Here is an 18227-nt window from a genome sequence, read left to right on the forward strand (position 1 = left end):
GGCGTTGCCGAACGCTTGTGAGGAGAAACGTCACCTGGAGATAACCTTCGGTAAATTCGGCGCAATCGGGGATGACGAAGATCGGAACCATGCCGGATTCCAGCGCACCCTCGACGAGCGTCCGGACCGCGTGCTCGTACTGCGGGGTCGGCTGCGGCATTACCGTGCACACCGGCACCGATGCCGCGGGTGCGCCCGTGATCGCCAAGGTGAGCGGCGACAAACTGCATCCGGTGAACGCCGGTCGACTGTGCACCAAGGGTGCGACGCACGCGGAGATGATGCGCGCGGACGGCCGGATGGAATCGGCCTACCGGCGTCCCGAACGCGGGCAGCCGCCGGTGCCGGTGCCGGTGGACGAGGCCGTGCTGGAGGCGGGCCGGCGGCTGCGCGAGATTCTGGACGCGCACGGCCCGGATGCGGTGTCGCTCTACGTTTCCGGGCAGATGTCGATCGAAGCCCAGTATCTGGCAACGAAATTGGCCAAGGGCTATATCCGGACCGTGCATATGGAGGCCAATTCCCGGCTCTGCATGGCGAGCGCGGCGACCGGGTACAAACAGTCCCTCGGCGCGGACGGGCCGCCCGGATCGTATGACGATCTCGATCACGCGGACCTGTTCTTCGCCATCGGCGCGAATATGGCCGACTGTCATCCGATTCTGTTCCTGCGCATGGCCGATCGGCTCAAGGCGGGCGCGAAACTCATCGTGGTGGATCCGCGCCGCACCGATACCGCGGCGCGCGCGGATCTGTTCCTGCAGATCAAACCGGGCACCGATCTGGCGCTGTTGAACGGACTGCTGCACCTGCTGGTCGAAAACGGTGTCGTGGACGGCGAATTCATCGCCGCGCACACCGAGGGCTGGGAGTCGATGCCGGAATTCCTGGCCGACTACTCCCCCGATCTGGTCGCGCAATTGACCGGGGTCGCCGAGGCCGATATCCGCACCGCGGCCGAATGGATCGGCGCGGCGGGCGAATGGATGTCGCTGTGGACCATGGGCGTGAATCAGTCCACGCACGGCACCTGGACCAGCAATGCCATCATCAACCTGCACCTGGCCACCGGGGCCATCTGCCGCACCGGCTCCGGGCCGTTCTCGCTCACCGGGCAGCCCAATGCCATGGGTGGGCGCGAAATGGGCTATATGGGACCGGGATTGCCCGGTCAGCGCAACCTGCTGTCGGATCCGGACCGCACCTTCGTGGAGACCGCGTGGGGCCTGGAACCCGGGACCATTCGCGACGCGGCCGGACCCGGCACCGTCGAGATGTTCCGGGGCCTGGCCGACGGCGATATCAAGGCCTGCTGGATCGTGTGCAGCAATCCCGTTGCCTCCATGGCCAATCGGCGCAATGTGATCGCGGGACTGGAAGCGGCCGAGCTGGTGATCGCCCAGGACGTGTACACCGATACCGCCACCAACGCCTACGCCGATCTGCTGCTGCCCGCCACGCTGTGGGCGGAATCCGATGCGGTGATGGTGAATTCGGAACGCAACCTCACCCTGCTGCGGCAGTCGGTGCCGCCGGTCGGTGACGCGCGGCCGGATTGGCAGTTGATCGCCCAGGTCGCGACGGCCATGGGGTTCCCGGGGTTCGACTACGCCTCTAGCTCCGAGATCTTCGAGGAGATAAGGCAATTCACGAACCCGAACACCGGTTACGATCTGCGCGGCATCACCTACGACGCCCTGAGTGATGGACCGATGCAGTGGCCGTGCCCCGATCCGGCACAGCGGCGCAACCCGATTCGCTATCTGAACGACGGCGTCAGCCAGGAGCTGTACACCGACGCCGACGGCACCCGGCCGCGGCTGGCGTTCGCCACCCCGAGTCGCCGCGCGATCTTCTATCCGCGCCCGCATCTGCTGCCCGCCGAAATGCCGGATGACGATCACCCGTTCCTGCTCAATACCGGCCGCCTGCAACATCAGTGGCACACCATGACCAAGACCGGCAAGGTCGCCAAACTGGTCAAACTGAACGGGGAACCGTTCCTGGAGGTGCATCCGCAGGACGCCGCCGCACTCGATGTCCGCGAGGGCGATCAGCTCGAGATCGCCTCGCGCCGCGGGCGGGCCGTGCTGCCGGTGCGGATCAGCGATCGGGTGCTCCCGGGCAACTGCTTCGCGCCGTTCCACTGGAATGACGAGCAGGGCGAGTACCTGACCATCAACGCCGTCACCAATGACGCGGTCGATCCGGCCTCGCTGCAACCCGAATTCAAGGCGTGCGCTGTGCGGCTGCGCAAGGTCGCCGTGGTGTCGGCTCCGGTGCGGTCCGAACCGGTCGGCGAGCCCGCGCCGGTCACCGCGCCCGAGACGGGCACGCATCCGCTGTCGGCGATGCTGGGTCTGGAGCGTGCCACCGCACCGACCCTGAGCGAAACCGAGCGCATCTATCTCGGCGGGTATCTCGCTGCACTGCAATCGATTCCGGTGAGCGGCGTGCCGGTGCTGCCGGAGACCGCGCCGATCTCCGCGGGCAGCCGGATGTGGATTGACGGACTCCTCGCGGGCATGTATTCGCGCGGCGCGCAACCTATCTCGGCACCGGCGGGCGATAGCGGCGGTGCGACGGGCGGCGTCACCGTCGCCACCCGGACCGTAACGGTGCTCTGGGCCTCGCAGACCGGCACGGCGGAGGAACTCGCCGCCGCGGTCGCGACCACCCTCGCGGACTCCGATTTCACGCCTCGACTGCTGGATATGGATGCCGCCGAACTCACCGATCTGACCGGCGACGTGCTGGTGATCAGCAGCACCTTCGGTGACGGCGGACCGCCGGACAATGGTTCGGACTTCTGGGATCGATTGAGCGACAGCGAAACTCGGCTGAACGGTGTGCGATTCGCGGTATTCGCCCTCGGCGACTCCTCCTATGACGATTTCTGCGGGCACGGCCGCAAACTCGATGAACTCTTCGCCAAGCGCGGCGCGACCCGGCTGCTCCCCCGCGTGGACAGCGAGCCCGACCACGAGGAATTGTCCGAGCGGTGGCTCACCGATGTGACCGCCGCGCTGGCGGACAGCCCGTCCGGACCGGAATCGGCACCGGAACCGGGACCGGGACCGGCGAGCACGCGCCGGAACGGCGGCTCCACGGTGACCGCCACCGCCACCGCACAGTTCACCCGCAATGCCCCGGTTCCGGCCCGGCTGGCGCGCAATGAGCTGCTCTCACGCGGATCCGCGAAAGAGGTGCGGCAGTTCGGCTTCGATCTGCGCGGACTCGACGCCACCTATGAGGTCGGGGATTCGCTCGGGATCCGGCCCGCCAATTCCGAAGCGCTGGTGGCGGAATGGCTGCACGCCACCGGTTTGGACGGCCGCCGCACCATCGAAGCCGATGATCGCGAGATTCCGCTGGCCGAGGCGCTGCGCACCCGATTCGATATCACCAAGGTGAGCACGGATCTGCTGTCCTTCATCGCGGAGCGCAATTCCAGTGTGCGACTGGCGAAATTGCTGCGCCGGGATAATCGCAATGAGCTGGACGGGTATCTGTGGGACCGGCAGCCGGTGGACGTGCTGCGCGATTTTCCGGTCCGGGCGGATCTGGTGGAATGGCTCGGCGTGCTGAAAAAGCTACAGCCGCGCCAGTATTCGATTTCGTCGAGTCCGCTGGTGAGCCCGCACGAGGTGCAGTTGACGGTCGGGGTGGTGCGCTACGGCGCTCCGGTGACCGCCGATTCGGCGCGGCGCGGCGGGGTCTGCTCGACCTTCCTGGCCGATCGCGCCGATGCCGAGGTGCCGATCTTCCTGCAGCGCGCACCACATTTCCGGCCGCCGCTGGATCCGAACGCGCCGATGATCATGGTCGGCCCGGGTACCGGTATCGCGCCGTTCCGCGGTTTCCTGCAGGAGCGGCGGGCGCTGGGCTGCAAGGGCCGCAATTGGCTGTTCTTCGGTGATCAGCACGCGAACGAGCACTTCTACTACCGCACCGAACTGGAGGACATGTTCCGCTCGGGTTTTCTGACCCGATTGGATCTGGCGTTCTCGCGGGATCAGCGCGAGCGAATCTACGTGCAGCACCGCATGATCGAGCACGGTGCGGAATTGTGGTCGTGGCTGCGCGACGGCGGGCACTTCTATGTATGCGGCGATGCCGCCCGCATGGCCAAGGATGTCGATGACGCACTGCTGAAAATCGCTCGTATTCACGGGAAGTTGAGCGAGGACGGCGCACTGGCGTTCAAGAAGCAACTGGTCGCCGAGAAGCGGTACGTGCGCGACGTCTATTGATCGCGCCCGGATTTCTCGGGGCAGCGCGGCGGTGGATTCCCCGGGGTCCCGCCCCTACGATGTGAAACGTTGCGTTTTTCATGGAGGGGCAGGTCTTGAACCCACGAATCACCGGGCGTATCGCAATGGCGGCCCTGGCGGCGACCGTATCGATCGGGCTGGGCGCGTATCCCGCGACCGCGGACACCCCGGTCGCACCGGCGGTGAATATCACGGCGAAATCGGCCGACGGCTCGTATATCAAGAATGTCGAGATCAAGGACGCGCGGAATATCCGTCTCACGGTGTTCTCCGCGGCCATGAACCAGACCTTCCCGGTGGATGTGCTGCGCCCCGAGGACACCTCGGCGCCGCGCCCCACCCTGTACCTGCTCAATGGCGCGGGCGGCGGCGTGGACGACGCCACCTGGCAATTGCGCACGGACGCACTGGAATTCCTGTCCGATAAGAACATCAATGTGGTGCAGATCGTCGGCGGCGCGTTCGCCTGGTACACCGACTGGGTCAAGTCCGATCCCTCGCTCGGGGTCAACCGGTGGAGCACCTACCTCGCCGAGGAACTGCCGCCGCTGATCGACGCCGCGCTGAATACCAACCGGGTCAACGCGATTGCCGGAATCTCCATGGCCGGCCTGCCCATTCTGAACATGGCTATCGCGCATCCCGGCATGTTCCGCAGCGCCGCCTCCTACAGCGGCCTGTATCAAACCACCACCCCGATCGCCCGCGAGGCCGTGAAGGCCGTCACCGAGCTGTACGGCGGCGGCGATGTCACGAATATGTGGGGACCGGAGAACGATCCGCTGTGGGCGGCCAACGATCCCACGCTGAATGCCGAAAAGCTGCGCGGCACCAACCTTTTCATCTCCTCCGGCACCGGAATTCCGGGAATCTGGGATGTCCCGGGCGGGAAGTTCCGGATGGAGAAGCCGTCGGAGACGCCGCAGACGGTGGCGCTCGGCGGCTTCATCGAGGCGAATGTCGAACTGTCCACCATCACCCTGCAGCAGAAGCTGGATTCGCTCGGCATTCCCGCCACCTTCAATTACCGCCCCACCGGGACGCATTCGTGGGGTTACTGGCAGGACGATCTGAAGACGTCCTGGCCGGTGCTGGCGGCGGGCCTGAACTCCGCGCCGTAGTCCGCATCACACGGCGGGCGGGTTGAGCCGCGCGAAGTCCGGCAGCCGGTAGTACGGGTAGTAGGGATACGGCGGGGTCACCGCGCTGGCTTTGTCCAGGCGGGCGATCTGCTCGGCGTCCAGGCTCCAGCCGACGGCGCCGAGGTTCTGCCGCAGCTGCTCCTCATTGCGCGCGCCGACGATGACGGTCGCCACGGTGGGCCGGGACAGCAGCCAGTTCAACGCGAGCTGCGGCACGGTGCGGCCGGTCTCGGCGGCCAGTTCGTCGAGCACGTCGACGATGTCGTAGAGCTTCTCGTCATCCACCGGCGGTCCGGCCGCCGCGGTCTGATGCAGTCGACTGCCCGCCGGAAGTGGTTGCCCGCGACGGATTTTCCCGGTGAGCCGACCCCAGCCGAGCGGGCTCCACACCACCGCGCCGACGCCCTGATCGACACCGAGCGGCATCAGCTCCCATTCGTAATCGCGTCCGGCAAGCGAGTAGTAGACCTGGTGCGCGACATAGCGCGGGAACCCGCTCTTGTCCGCAGCGGCAAGGGATTTCATCAGCTGCCAACCCGCGAAATTGGATGCGCCGACATAGCGGATCTTGCCCGCACGGACCAGATCATCCAGTGCCGCAAGGGTTTCCTCGACCGGGGTACCCGCATCGAAGGCGTGTAGCTGGAACAGATCGATGTACTCGGTGCCGAGTCGTCGCAGCGATCCCTCCACCGCGCCGATCAGCCTGGCCCGGCCGGTGCCCGCGTCATTCGGTCCGGGACCGGTGGGCAGCCCCGCCTTGGCCGAGATCAGCACCCGGTCGCGACGACCCGAGATCGCCTGTCCGAGCACTTCTTCCGACGCGCCGTCGGAGTAGACGTCGGCGGTGTCGAACATGGTGACCCCCGCCTCCAGATTGATGTCCACCAGCCTGCGGGCCTGCGCCACATCGGTATCGCCCCACGCGCTGAACAGTTCACCGCGCCCACCGAAGGTGCCCGCGCCGAAGCTCAACGCCGGAACCAGCAGACCTGACGCACCGAGCCGACGGTATTCCATGACCAACCCCTAACGGGACTACAGTTTCATTAACAAAACAGACAGTACACTCGCCTGGACGCAAATGGAACTGGAGCCCCATTATGACCTCGGACACCACCGCACCCGGCTCGATCCGCCCCGGCGGGCGCACCGCCCGTGTTCGCGAAGCGGTCCTGCGCGCCGCCGGCGATCTGCTCGCCGAACGCGGTTACGCGCACCTGGATCTGGGCGAGGTCGCCGCCCGCGCCGAGGTCGGCAAGACCACCGTCTACCGCCGCTGGCGCACCCCCGCCGGACTGGTCGCCGACCTACTCGTTGATATGGCGGAAACCTCACTGCCGCACAGCAATACGGGTTCACTGCACGGCGATCTGCTGGCCAACGCCCGCCTGGTGACCAAGACGCTCACCGATCCCCGCCAGGGCCGCCTCTTCCGCGCCCTCATCGCCGCCGGAACCACCGACGACACGGCCGCCGCCGCCCTGCACGCCTTCTACGACACCCGCCTCACCGAATGGTCTCCCTGCGTCGAATACGCCGTCACCCGAGGCGAAATCCCACCCGGCACCGACCCGCGCGCAGTCCTGTCCGCCGTCTCCGCACCGCTGTACTATCGCCTGCTCACCAGCTCCGCGCCGCCGGACGAAGCCGCCGCCGTCACCGCCGTGGCGGCCGCCGTAATCGCCGCCGAGGCAGGGGTTTTCACCCCGAACCCACCTGATTCGCAACCCGTTCGTTAGCCGATTTCGAGCCGCTTTCCTCGCGAAAAGCCCTGGTAGCGAGGAGAATTGATAGATGAAGGGTGATCGCGTGGAGATCGTCGTCGATATGGGCGACGGAACCAGAAATTACGAAATAACAGCCAGCCGAGCGGGCCGCCGCGTGGAGGTGCGCATCGCGCGCGGCGTCGTCGAAGTCAGCGAGGTGACCCGCACCGGCACCTCGGTCCGAACCGCCCGGTTCATGGCGGGCCGGGTACTCGCACTCGTGGAGCACCCGGCCGACAATGCGCTACTGCCCGATGAATGAGCGCACCGCTCGATGCCAGATCGGCCTCAGGGCGCGATCATGAGCGGACGGTGCGGGTGCAACTCCACCAGAGCCACCACATCGCCGTAGGGGACCGAGCCGTTGGCGAAACGGTGTGCCATGCGGGCCAGTTTGGTGCGCGCGCCGTATTTGATGCGCATGCCGTCCTGGATGCGGTGGGACAGGCCCGGATCGCCGACGATGCGCGCGGTGCCGTAGTGCTGGCGGGAGCCGATGGCGGGGCGGCCGCGCCAATCACCGGATTGGATGACCACCCGGGGGTCGCGGGCCAATTGCATGGCTTCCTCGCCGTAGGAGGAGAGCAGGAAGGCGAAGCGGCCGAATTCGGCGGGGACCACCAGGTGCGGGGTGGTGGCGATGACGCCCGGCTCGACGGCCCGGGTCACCACGACGCTCTTGGCGTCCCACCAGAGCGAGCCTTCGTACCAGGGACTGGGACTCGGGGGCGGAGTCTCGGTGTGCGGGTGGGGTGCGACGGTCGATGCCGGATGCGTTGCCTTTACCACGTGAGCTCCAAACCTATTGTCCTGCAGTGCCTTTCAAACCCAATCCAGCTGGATTTCGGAAACAGCGCAGCCACTCCCCTGACCTGCGTTGTCCGGCGAGCGCCGCGATTGTCCCGGTTTCGAGGTTAGCGGCGTCCCCGCGCGCGTGCCATAAGACCTGGTCACACGCCCGGCACCGCGGCTATGAGGGGAGGTCATAAGGAAAGGCAAGGAGGTTGGTTCACTCTCTTGCCCCACTCAACATATAGCGCACCCCGGGGCTTGCGGCAAGACCCCATCGATGCCGCACAATCGTCGGCCGAAGCCAGTACCAGCGCAAATGATCGATGGGAGAGCACATGATCGACGTGATCGTGGCCGGGGGCGGACCGACCGGATTGATGGTGGCGAACGAACTGCGACTGCACGGGGTACGCGTGGTCGTACTGGAGCGAGAGGGCGAGCCCAATGCAATCGTGCGCGCGATGGGAATCCACGCGCGCACCATCGAGATCATGGACCAGCGCGGGCTGCTGGATCGCTTCCTGGCGCTCGGCAAGCGATACCCGCTCGGCGGCTTCTTCGCGGGCATCCCCGCACCGCGGCCGGGCGCGCTCGACACCTCGCACGACTATGTGCTGAGCATCATGCAACCCGTCACCGAACGCCTGCTCGCCGAACGCGCCGCCGAACTCGGCGTCGATATCCGGCGCGGCAGTGAGCTGATCGGGTTCGATCAGGATGCCGAGGGCGTCGATGTCGATCTCGCCGACGGCACCCGGCTGCGCTCGCGCTATCTCATCGGCTGCGACGGCGGGCGCAGCACGGTGCGCAAACTGCTCGGCATCGGCTTCCCGGGCGAACCCAGCCGAGTCGACACCCTGGTCGGCGAGGTCGAACTGACCGAACCGCCGGAGACACTCAACGCGATCGTGGCCCAGGTGCGCGAGACCCAGCGGCTGTTCGGCGCGATGCCGCTGGCCGACGGCGCGTACCGGGTGGTGGCCCCCGCCGCCGGCGTGGCCGAGGATCGCACCGTCCCGCCCACCCTGGATGAGTTCCGGCAGCAGTTGCACGCCACCGCGGGCACCGATTTCGGCGTGCACTCACCGCGCTGGCTCTCCCGTTTCGGTGACGGCACCCGCCTGGCCGATGCGTATCGATCGGGTCGGGTACTGCTGGCGGGCGACGCCGCGCACGTCCATCCGCCGATGGGCGGGCAGGGTCTCAATCTCGGTGTGCAGGACGCGTTCAACCTCGGCTGGAAACTGGCCGCGGTCGTAAACGGCTGGGCCCCCGCGGATCTGCTGGATACCTATGAATCCGAGCGCCGCCCCGTCGCCGCCGATGTGCTCGAAAACACCCGCGCCCAAATGCAATTGATGTCCCTGGACCCCAATGCCCGGGCGCTGCGCCGATTGCTGACGAAGCTGATGACCATCGACGAGGTGAACCGCCGCCTGCTCGAGGGCATCATCGCGGTCGACATCCGCTACGACTTCGGCGCCGGCGCGGACCTGATCGGCCGTCGGCTGCGCGATATCCCACTGAAAAGCGGCCGCCTCTACGACCACATGCACACCGGCCGCGGCCTGCTGCTGGATCAGACCGGGCGGCTCTCGGCGGCGCACTGGGCTGATCGCGTCGATCACATCGCCGATGTCAGCACCGAACTCGACGCCCCCGCCGTACTGCTGCGACCGGACGGCCACGTGGCATGGCTCGGTACCGAGCAGCCGGAACTGAATACCCACCTGACCACGTGGTTCGGCGCACCCGCCAACTGAATTCGGGTCCGGCGCGCCGGGCATCGCGACGCGCGTGCCCGGGCGGCCGAATCGCGGGCGGGGTTGCCGTGCCGGGCGATGCGGGGCAGGCTCGAAGCTGCCCGACTTCACCTGGCTTTGCCGATATGGCGGAGAGGAGCATTGTGATGACCGATCGAATCGATGCCGTGCCCGAGGCCGATTATCTGGAGCAGCAGACCGAGGTGATCGAGCCGGAAGCCGAGGTCACACCGCTCCCGGAGGGCGATCTCGGCTGGACCGCCGATGAGGCGGATCTGGTGGAACAGTCCATCTCGGTCCCGCTGGACGACGACTACGACGAGACGGGCGCTACCGACGCCTGATCGGCCCAGCCGTCATCCCGGCGCTTGGCCGGGCCGCGCCATTGGTGCGCGACTCGCGTTGTGGCGGTGCGAACACGCACCGCCACAGCGGTTTTCAGCGTCTCAGGCGGAGATGCCCGCGCGCACGGTGGCGTGCAGTTCACGCAGGCTGGAGCGTTCGGTGGCGACTTCGAGCACCCGGATGCCGTGTGCGTGACCGGTCAGCGCCTCGGCCAATTCGGCCGGGTCGACTTGGCGATGCGGGACGCGATAGGCGGCGCAGAGCGCGGCCAGGTCCATCCCGTGCGGGGTGCCGAAGACCCGTTCGAAGACGCCCGCGTACTGCGGATCGCCCTGTTCCAGGAGTTCGAAGATGCCGCCGCCGTCATCGTTGGCGACCACGATGGTGAGGTCCTCGGGTCGCGGTTCGCCGGGTCCGACCAGCAGGCCGGAGGCGTCGTGCAGGAAGGTCAGGTCGCCCATCAGCGCGACCGTGCGGCCGGGATGGGTGAGCGCCGCGCCGACGGCGGCCGAGACGGTGCCGTCGATACCGGCGACACCGCGGTTGGACAGCACGCGAATCCCGGTGCGCGGGTGCGAGACCAGTGCCGCGTCGCGCACCGGATTGGACGCGCCGAGCAGCAGCTGATCACCTTCGTGCAGGGCGTCCAGTACGACGGCCGCGACGTGTAGGCCGGTCGGTTTCGGATGTCCGGCGAGCTCCGCGCGCACCACCGCGACGGCCTTCTCGTTCAGATCACGGCACTGCTCCAGCCATTGCGCACGCGGTGCGCCCACGGTGACCGCCCGGGTACCGGTGCCCACCACATTGCCCGATACATCGGGCCAGCGTGGACCGGTGGTGAGCGCGTACACCGTCACCTCGGGATCGGCGAGCACCTTGGACACCTGCCGATGCAGCGTCGGCCGCCCGGTGATGATGGCCTGCTTCGGCTGCAACAGGCCCAGTGCCAGCGGATGCAGTGCGGGACCGTGCATGGGCGCGGTCGGTTCGGCGACCGTCGGCAGGGCCGCGAGTTCGGGCCGATGCCCCGCGCCGTGACCGGAGATGACCACGGTGTCGATGCTCAGATCGATATCGAGCGGCACATCCAGGGTCGCGTATTGCGTTGCGGTCCAGGGCCGGTCACCCTCGCGCCCGAGCGGCAGCGGATCACCGGCGGCCATATCGGGCACCAGCGGTTCGCGCAGCGGGATATCGAAGTGCACGGGTCCGGCATTGCCGGAGCGGGTGCCGCGCGCGGCGGCGAGCACCCGGCAGACCGCGGAGCGCCACACGCTGTTCTGGGTGGGATAGAGCGGTTCGCCGGTTTCGGCTTCGGCGAGGCCGAGGCTGATGGCGGCGCGCACCTGGCTGCCGAACAGCCCGAATTGTTCGACGGTCTGATTGGCGCCGGTGCCGAGCATCTCGTACGGCCGGTTGGCGCTGAGCACGATCAGCGGCAGTCGCGCGTAGTTCGCTTCGAGTACCGCGGGGCCGAGATTGGCGACGGCGGTGCCGGAGGTCATCACCACCGGAACCGGCCGGCCACTGGACGAGGCGAGGCCGATGGCCAGGAATCCGGCGCTGCGCTCGTCGATGCGCATGTGCAGCCGAATCCGCCCGGCGGCGTCGGCGGCCTGTAATGCGAAGGCCAGTGGGGCATTTCGCGATCCCGGGCACAGGACCACGTCTCGGACTCCGCCGCGCGCGAGCTCGTCCACGATGACGTGCGCCTGTGCTGTCGAAGGATTCACCCTCCCAGCCTCTCAGACAGTCGAATTCCGCGCTGCGTCAGCCCGCTCACACCTGTCATCTATACTTAGGGTTTGCTAACCTAAGCCCATGTCGAAGCGACCCAAATACGTCAAGCCCGAGCACCGGGAGATCCTCACCGCGCAGGTGCTCGCGAGCAAACGGATCAGCCCGAACTTCGTGCGCGTCACCCTGGGCGGCGAGGGACTGGCGGGCTTCACCGCCATGGGATTCGACCAGTGGTTCCGGCTCTTCATGCCGGGCCGCGACGGCAGCCTGAAATTGCCCACCTCGGCGAGCACGCTCGGCTGGTACGCGCAGTACCTCATGATGGGCAAGGAACACCGGCCGCTGGTGCGCAATTACACCGTGCGCGATTACCGCGCCGCGGGCTTCGGCGAATTCGGCAGCACCGCCGAGATCGATATCGACTTCTTCTCGCACGGCGATGACAGCCCGGCGTCGAGTTGGGCCACCGGCGCGACGCCCGGCGACAAAGTCGGATTGCTGGATGAGGGCATTACCTATCAGGCCCCGGAAAATACCGAATGGTCGCTTTTGGTGGGTGACGAAAGCGCCGTTCCCGGTATCGCGGGCATTCTGCGTTCCGCGCCGCGCGATCTGAAAGGCGCTGCCTACCTGGAGATCCCGAACAGCGAGGATGCCCAGGAATTGGATGCGCCCGCGGGCGTCGAAGTGCACTGGCTGATCCGCACCGACCCGAATGCCGAAGTCGGCTCGGTGGTCGCGGAAGCGGTACGCGGACAGGAGATTCCCGGCACGGGCGTCTACGCCTTCGTCGCGGGCGAACAGAAACTCGCCTCCGGCCTGCGCCGGCACTGGACGCAGGAACGCGGAATCCCCAAGGCGGACATCACCTTCACCGGCTACTGGCGGGTCGGCAAAGCCGCGGGATGAACCCGAACACCCGTCATCCCGGCATGCTTTTGGCCGGGATCCACAGGCGGCGAACTCGCGCCGATATGCGTGGATCCCGGCCAAAAACGCGCCGGGATGACGAGCGATCGTCGGTCCGCGGCCGTATCGGCCGCGGACCGGTCGCTAGATCAGGCGTGACGCTGGACCAGCGCACCGACGCGCGGAAGCGCCTCGGCCACATGCTTCTTCGCCGAGGACCGCATGGAGTTGTAGACCTTGGTCAGCGCGGGACGCGACGACGCCTGGGCGCGCTCGTCGGTGACCGAGAGCAGCGCCTCGGAAACCTCGTCCTGCTTGGCGACCAGCAGGTCGGCGAACGAGCCGGCGCCGGAAGCCTGGTACTCGGACCAGAACGGCTCCAGGGACGCGACGAACTTCGGGATGAAGGACTCCAGCGCATCGCCGACGATGGTCGGGCTGACCTTCTTCACCGCGGCGTAGCCGCCCTTGACGGCCAGACCCGACGCGCCGCCCTTGTCCGACACCTCAGCATCCAGAACCTCTTTGGCGTCGGCCAGGAAGGCCGGACGCTTGGCGTCATCGAGCAGGGATTCAGACAGTGCTGCAACCACTTTCAGGTTCCTCCGGATAGTTTTTCGATGAACGAGCGCACAGAACTATACGCACCGATGTTCCCGCACACATGATGCAGACGCGCCTCGACTGCCAGGGCAGCTACTGCACTGTAAAGCCTCCGCAATCCCTTGGCAGCGTTTCACATTCGCACCATTCACTCGACCAAGCGACCACCTCCGGTGCCCCGGCAGGTTTTTCAGCGCCTTTCCTGGGTACCCCATCGCCTCGCACCGCATGTTCGCAATCGCGTAGCCAGCGAGTTTCGGGCGTACCCCGGAGTAACCATCGATCGACCCGAAATAAGTTGTCACCTTGCGTTACGTCCATAGGGCCCCGCTATGTTCTTGAGGGTGACCTTCAATGAAGCGCTGTGGAAACCCGTCCCTGGATTCGAAGACCTCACCGACATCACGTATCACCGGCATGTGGAGCAGGGCACGGTCCGGATCGCGTTCGATCGGCCCGAGGTGCGCAATGCCTTCCGCCCGCACACCGTCGACGAGCTGTACCGCACGCTCGATCACGCGCGCATGACCTCCGATGTGGGCGCGGTGCTGCTCACCGGTAACGGCCCGAGCCCCAAGGACGGCGGCTGGGCGTTCTGCTCCGGCGGCGATCAGCGGATTCGCGGGCGCAGCGGCTACCAGTACGCCGAGGGCGAGACCGCCGACACCGTCGATCCGGCGCGGGCGGGGCGACTGCACATCCTCGAGGTGCAGCGGCTCATCCGCTTCATGCCCAAGGTGGTCATCGCACTGGTGAACGGCTGGGCCGCGGGCGGCGGGCACAGCCTGCACGTCACCTGTGATCTCACCCTCGCCAGCCGCGAACACGCCCGGTTCAAGCAGACCGACGCCGATGTCGGCTCGTTCGACGGCGGCTACGGCAGCGCGTACCTGGCGAAGATGGTGGGGCAGAAGCGGGCTCGCGAGATCTTCTTCCTGGGCCGGCCGTACACCGCCGAGGAGATGCATTTCATGGGTGCGGTCAACGAGGTCGTGGATCACGATCGGCTCGAGGATGTGGCCCTGGAATGGACCGGGGAGATTCTCGGCAAGTCGCCGCAGGCCATCCGCATGCTCAAGTACGCGTTCAACCTCAGCGATGACGGTCTGGTCGGACAGCAGCTGTTCGCCGGTGAGGCCACCCGCCTGGCCTACATGACCGATGAGGCCGTCGAGGGCCGGGATTCGTTCTTGCAGAAGCGTGACCCGGACTGGTCCCCGTACCCGTACTACTTCTGACACTGTAGAAGCCATGGAGATCCTGAGCAGTCGCTTGATCCTGCGGCCGGTGGACTATCAGCGGACGCTGGAGTTCTACCGCGACACGCTCGGATTGGCGATTGCCCGGGAGTATCCGGGCGGCACGGTGTTCTTCGCGGGGCAGGGGCTGCTCGAAGTCGCGGGGCACGGGCGCGGCGAGGGTCCGGCGGGATTCGCGGGGGCGATCTGGTTGCAGGTGCGCGATTGTTCGGACGCCGCCGCCGAACTCGCACTCGCGGGCGTCGCCATCGACCGCACGCCGACTCGCGAACCGTGGGGCCTGATCGAAATGTGGGTGCGCGATCCGGATGACGTGCCGATCGTGCTGGTGGAGATCCCGGCCGACCATCCGATTCGCCGGGATGTTCGAAAGCCTTAGCACGCGAGTAACTGTGAGGCGTGTCGGGGGGCACCGGTTAACAACAGACAAACGCCGTAGCGCAAACTGAACGGTGTGTCTGCCGAACTGCTCGTTCTGCTGATCGTTGTTCTCACGGCCCTGGTATTCGACTTCACCAACGGATTCCACGACACCGCGAACGCGATGGCCACCTCGATCGCCACCGGTGCGCTCCCCCCTCGAACAGCCGTACTCCTTTCCGGCGGGCTCAATCTCGTGGGCGCCTTCCTGAGTGTCGCGGTCGCCGCGACGGTCGCCGAGGGCATTGTCGACCTCTCCGAAGTCAGCGGGCGGGCACTGCTCGACATCGTCTTCGCGGGCCTGGTCGGCGGCATTCTGTGGAATCTGTTCACCTGGCTGTTGGGTTTGCCGTCGAGTTCCTCGCACGCGCTGTTCGGCGGTCTCATCGGCGCCACCATCGCGGCGCTGGGCTGGGACGGCGTCATCTGGGCGGCGGGCAGCAAGGGCGTACTCGCCAAGATCATCATTCCGGCGCTGGCCGCACCCGTGGTGGCCGCGCTGGTCGCCGCGCTCGGCTCGTGGGCCGTGTACCGAATCACGCGCGGCAGCAATGAGAAAACCGTCGAGGGCGGATTCCGCTGGGGGCAGATCGGTTCCGCGTCCCTGGTCTCGCTCGCGCACGGCACCAATGACGCGCAGAAGACCATGGGCATCATCTTCCTGGCGTTGATCGCGCACGGTTCGGCCAAGGCCAGCGATCCGCTGCCGCTGTGGGTCATCGTGTCCTGTGCGGTCGCCATCGCCGCGGGCACCTGCCTGGGCGGCTGGCGCATCATCCGCACGCTCGGCAAGGGCCTGGTCGATATCGCGCCGCCGCAGGGTTTCGCGGCCGAATCCACCAGTGCGGCGATCATTCTCACCTCCGCGCACTTCGGCCTGCCGCTGTCCACCACGCAGACCGTGACCGGATCCATCCTGGGTTCGGGCATCGGACGGCCCGGCGCCGAAGTGCGCTGGGGCGTGCTCGGCCGCATGGTGGTGGCGTGGGTGCTGACGCTGCCGCTGGCCGGTGTGGTGGGCGCGCTGTGCTGGGCCATCCTGCACGGCATCGGCGGCACCGCGGGCGTCCTCGTGGTGTTCGCGCTGCTGCTCGCGGCGGCCGGGGCGATCTGGCGGCGGTCCAAGCGCACCGAGGTGAACTCGCACAACGTGAATGCCGACTGGCGGGCGGAACAGGCCGCGGCCGGCGACGCCGCGGGTCCGGACGACACCGCGCGCCAGGCCGCCGCGCTGCGCAGCGATGACACCGTCGGCAACGGAATCGGATAGGAGCGACGCCGTGCACACCTTCCTGTCCAATATCAGCGATCTGTGGCGGGTCACGCTGGCCGCCTTGGTCTTCGGGGCCGGACTGCCGGTCATCTTCGCGTTCGGCATTCGGTATCGCTCGCAACTCGACGACGGCGCGACCGGAACCGCGCGCACCACCGCGGTCGCCGTCTCCGCGCTCTGCTTCGCCGTGGTCATGATCGCGGTGGTGGTCGGTGTGCTCTTCATCGCACGCGGCTTCCTCGCCAGCCGGCTCGGCATCCATCTGCTCGGCGCCTGACGCCACGGGAAGAAAGGCACGCAGCTGACTACTCCGGAACAGCCGAACACCGATCCGGCGCGCACCGCGCCGCGCCCGAACGTGCTGCAAAAGGTCCTGGACTGGCTCAAAGCCGGGTATCCGCAGGGCATTCCGCAGTCCGATTACGTGGCGCTGCTCGCGGTGCTGCACCGGCGGCTCACCGATTACGAAGTGCACCTGGTCGTCGAGGAGCTGGTGCGCGAACGCGTCGCCACCGGCGAGATCGAACGCGCCGATATCGAGGCCGCCATTTCCCGAGTTGCCAAGGAACAACCCGGCGAGGACGATATCGCCCGAGTGGCCTCCCGGCTGGCAGCCGGTGGATGGCCGCTGGCGACACCGACGTCCGACTGACCGACCGACCACCATCGACCCCCGGCCTCGGACCCCCACAGGTGCGCGGCCACCCCATCACATGACACGATCGCGAACGTGAGCAATACCCTCCGCACCCTCCCCATGCCCACCGGTGCATCGGTGGGCGATGTATTGCCGCACCTGCGGGAAGCCCTCGAGGGCAACGGCCCCGCCTGGCTGCCCATACCCACCGCCGACCGCCGCGAGGCGCAGCGGCTCAGCAGCAGCCTGCGGCCCGGCGAGGAGATCGACGACGAGGTGGCGCTGGTCGTCACCACCTCCGGCACCACCGGAATCCCCAAGGGCGCCATGCTCTCCGCCGCCGCGCTGCGCGCCAGCGGGGAGGCCACGCACACCCGCCTGGGCGGGCCCGGACAGTGGTTGCTGGCACTGCCGACCCATCACATCGCGGGAATCCAGGTGCTGCTGCGCAGCATTCAGGCCGGGACCGAACCCGCCGTGCTCGATGTGTCCGGCGGCTTCCTGCCCGAGGGGCTGGCCGGAGCCATCGCCGGAATGCGCGGGCCGCGCCGGTACACCTCGCTGGTGCCGACCCAGCTCATCAAGGCGCTGGACGAACCGGCCGCCACGGCCGCGCTGGCACAGCTCGACGCGGTGCTGATCGGCGGCGCGGCCACCCCGAAACCGGTGCTGGAGCGCGCCCGCGCGGCGGGCATCACCATCTTCCGCACCTACGGCATGAGCGAAACCTGCGGCGGCTGCGTCTACGAGGGAATCCCCTTGGACGGCACCGAAGTCCGCATCGAGGACGGGCGCGTCATGCTCGGCGGCGCGACGCTGGCCAAGGGCTACCGCAATCAGCCCGACCATCCGGCGTTCGCCGAACCCGGCTGGTTCCGCACCGAGGACGCGGGCAGCTTCGAGGACGGCGTCCTCACCGTCACCGGGCGACTCGACGAGGCCATCATGACCGGCGGCCTGCTGGTGCTGCCGCAGGTGGTCGAGGCGGTGCTGATCACCCATCCGGCCATCTCCGAATGCGTGGTCCTGGGCCTGCCCGATTCCCGCCTCGGCCAGCGCGTGGTCACCGCGATCGTCACCGCCCCCGGTGCGACCGCCCCCACCCTGGACGAACTCCGCGACCACGTGGTCGCGGAACTCGACGCCATCGCCGCCCCCCGCGAACTGGCTGTGCTGCAAGAACTCCCGATGCGCGGCGTCGGCAAACCCGACCGCGCCGCGCTCCGCGAATACCTGCTCAGCACCTCTCCCAACTGACCACTCAGCTATCCAAGCCCCGTCATCCCGGCGCGTTTTTG

Annotated in this window: 17 protein-coding genes; 13 read left to right on the forward strand and 4 right to left on the reverse strand. The window is 67.4% G+C overall.

Going from position 1 to position 18227, the window contains the following annotated elements:
• The first annotated feature begins 71 nt into the window (after positions 1-71).
• Together ACFVUS_RS42605 and ACFVUS_RS42610 are read left to right on the forward strand one after the other, a co-directional pair.
• Positions 72-4253: a molybdopterin-dependent oxidoreductase gene (locus ACFVUS_RS42605; RefSeq protein WP_387780864.1), complete on the forward strand. Its 4182-nt coding sequence runs from the start codon at positions 72-74 to the stop codon at positions 4251-4253.
• A gap of 95 nt (positions 4254-4348) precedes the next feature.
• Positions 4349-5395, forward strand: a complete 1047-nt coding sequence (locus tag ACFVUS_RS42610) for an alpha/beta hydrolase (protein WP_387780867.1) — start codon at positions 4349-4351, stop codon at positions 5393-5395.
• Between the two features lie 6 nt (positions 5396-5401).
• Here ACFVUS_RS42610 and ACFVUS_RS42615 read toward each other — a convergent pair whose 3' ends face one another.
• Positions 5402-6436, reverse strand: a complete 1035-nt coding sequence (locus ACFVUS_RS42615; RefSeq protein ID WP_387780870.1) for an aldo/keto reductase — start codon at positions 6434-6436, stop codon at positions 5402-5404.
• An 83-nt stretch (positions 6437-6519) separates the two neighbouring features.
• Between ACFVUS_RS42615 and ACFVUS_RS42620 the strand changes: the two genes are divergently transcribed.
• A complete protein-coding gene (locus ACFVUS_RS42620) occupies positions 6520-7158 on the forward strand; it encodes a TetR/AcrR family transcriptional regulator (RefSeq protein ID WP_387780873.1) in 639 nt (212 codons plus the stop codon).
• A 55-nt stretch (positions 7159-7213) separates the two neighbouring features.
• A complete protein-coding gene (locus tag ACFVUS_RS42625; protein WP_375964366.1) occupies positions 7214-7447 on the forward strand; it encodes a hypothetical protein in 234 nt (77 codons plus the stop codon).
• Positions 7448-7473: 26 nt separating this feature from the next.
• On the opposite strand, the gene ACFVUS_RS42630 is transcribed toward ACFVUS_RS42625, so the two are convergent.
• Positions 7474-7974, reverse strand: a complete 501-nt coding sequence (locus ACFVUS_RS42630) for a hypothetical protein (RefSeq protein ID WP_387780876.1) — start codon at positions 7972-7974, stop codon at positions 7474-7476.
• A gap of 338 nt (positions 7975-8312) precedes the next feature.
• Between ACFVUS_RS42630 and rox the strand changes: the two genes are divergently transcribed.
• Both rox and ACFVUS_RS42640 read left to right on the forward strand, forming a co-directional pair.
• Positions 8313-9740 carry a rifampin monooxygenase gene (gene rox / locus ACFVUS_RS42635; protein WP_387780879.1) on the forward strand — a complete coding sequence of 476 codons (1428 nt, stop codon included), beginning with the start codon at positions 8313-8315 and terminating at the stop codon, positions 9738-9740.
• A 146-nt stretch (positions 9741-9886) separates the two neighbouring features.
• Positions 9887-10084, forward strand: coding sequence for a hypothetical protein (locus tag ACFVUS_RS42640; protein ID WP_387780881.1), 198 nt, complete (start codon positions 9887-9889; stop codon positions 10082-10084).
• Positions 10085-10186: 102 nt separating this feature from the next.
• On the opposite strand, the gene menD is transcribed toward ACFVUS_RS42640, so the two are convergent.
• The gene (gene menD / locus ACFVUS_RS42645; RefSeq protein WP_387780884.1) at positions 10187-11821 is read right to left on the reverse strand and encodes a 2-succinyl-5-enolpyruvyl-6-hydroxy-3-cyclohexene-1-carboxylic-acid synthase; all 1635 of its coding nucleotides are present in this window, start codon (positions 11819-11821) and stop codon (positions 10187-10189) included.
• Positions 11822-11909: 88 nt separating this feature from the next.
• Between menD and ACFVUS_RS42650 the strand changes: the two genes are divergently transcribed.
• Positions 11910-12737 carry a siderophore-interacting protein gene (locus tag ACFVUS_RS42650; RefSeq protein WP_387780887.1) on the forward strand — a complete coding sequence of 276 codons (828 nt, stop codon included), beginning with the start codon at positions 11910-11912 and terminating at the stop codon, positions 12735-12737.
• A gap of 149 nt (positions 12738-12886) precedes the next feature.
• On the opposite strand, the gene ACFVUS_RS42655 is transcribed toward ACFVUS_RS42650, so the two are convergent.
• The gene (locus ACFVUS_RS42655; protein ID WP_387780890.1) at positions 12887-13330 is read right to left on the reverse strand and encodes a DUF6918 family protein; all 444 of its coding nucleotides are present in this window, start codon (positions 13328-13330) and stop codon (positions 12887-12889) included.
• 354 nt (positions 13331-13684) lie between these two features.
• Between ACFVUS_RS42655 and ACFVUS_RS42660 the strand changes: the two genes are divergently transcribed.
• From ACFVUS_RS42660 to menE, 6 genes are all read left to right on the forward strand, one after another.
• On the forward strand, positions 13685-14578 hold the full coding sequence (locus ACFVUS_RS42660; RefSeq protein ID WP_364642869.1) for a 1,4-dihydroxy-2-naphthoyl-CoA synthase: 894 nt from the start codon (positions 13685-13687) through the stop codon (positions 14576-14578).
• Positions 14579-14591: 13 nt separating this feature from the next.
• Positions 14592-14978 carry a VOC family protein gene (locus ACFVUS_RS42665; RefSeq protein WP_387780893.1) on the forward strand — a complete coding sequence of 129 codons (387 nt, stop codon included), beginning with the start codon at positions 14592-14594 and terminating at the stop codon, positions 14976-14978.
• Between the two features lie 75 nt (positions 14979-15053).
• Entirely contained in the window at positions 15054-16289 is a 1236-nt protein-coding gene (locus ACFVUS_RS42670) for an anion permease (RefSeq protein WP_387780896.1), read from the forward strand.
• 10 nt (positions 16290-16299) lie between these two features.
• Positions 16300-16569 carry a hypothetical protein gene (locus ACFVUS_RS42675; protein WP_387780899.1) on the forward strand — a complete coding sequence of 90 codons (270 nt, stop codon included), beginning with the start codon at positions 16300-16302 and terminating at the stop codon, positions 16567-16569.
• 81 nt (positions 16570-16650) lie between these two features.
• Positions 16651-16944, forward strand: a complete 294-nt coding sequence (locus ACFVUS_RS42680) for a DUF3349 domain-containing protein (protein WP_387780902.1) — start codon at positions 16651-16653, stop codon at positions 16942-16944.
• Between the two features lie 105 nt (positions 16945-17049).
• The gene (gene menE / locus ACFVUS_RS42685; RefSeq protein WP_387781376.1) at positions 17050-18186 is read left to right on the forward strand and encodes an o-succinylbenzoate--CoA ligase; all 1137 of its coding nucleotides are present in this window, start codon (positions 17050-17052) and stop codon (positions 18184-18186) included.
• Positions 18187-18227 lie beyond the last annotated feature (41 nt).

The sequence above is a fragment of the Nocardia sp. NPDC058058 genome (assembly GCF_042885355.1).
Taxonomy (GTDB): domain Bacteria; phylum Actinomycetota; class Actinomycetes; order Mycobacteriales; family Mycobacteriaceae; genus Nocardia.

Bases quoted from the DNA above. Each gene is read 5' to 3' on its own strand.
- ACFVUS_RS42605 (WP_387780864.1), top strand. From the start codon at position 72: ATGACGAAGATCGGAACCATGCCGGATTCCAGCGCACCCTCGACGAGC.
- ACFVUS_RS42615 (WP_387780870.1), bottom strand. From the start codon at position 6,436: ATGGAATACCGTCGGCTCGGTGCGTCAGGTCTGCTGGTTCCGGCGTTG.
- ACFVUS_RS42620 (WP_387780873.1), top strand. From the start codon at position 6,520: ATGACCTCGGACACCACCGCACCCGGCTCGATCCGCCCCGGCGGGCGC.
- ACFVUS_RS42625 (WP_375964366.1), top strand. From the start codon at position 7,214: ATGAAGGGTGATCGCGTGGAGATCGTCGTCGATATGGGCGACGGAACC.
- rox (WP_387780879.1), top strand. From the start codon at position 8,313: ATGATCGACGTGATCGTGGCCGGGGGCGGACCGACCGGATTGATGGTG.
- ACFVUS_RS42640 (WP_387780881.1), top strand. From the start codon at position 9,887: ATGACCGATCGAATCGATGCCGTGCCCGAGGCCGATTATCTGGAGCAG.
- ACFVUS_RS42650 (WP_387780887.1), top strand. From the start codon at position 11,910: ATGTCGAAGCGACCCAAATACGTCAAGCCCGAGCACCGGGAGATCCTC.
- ACFVUS_RS42665 (WP_387780893.1), top strand. From the start codon at position 14,592: ATGGAGATCCTGAGCAGTCGCTTGATCCTGCGGCCGGTGGACTATCAG.
- menE (WP_387781376.1), top strand. From the start codon at position 17,050: ATGCCCACCGGTGCATCGGTGGGCGATGTATTGCCGCACCTGCGGGAA.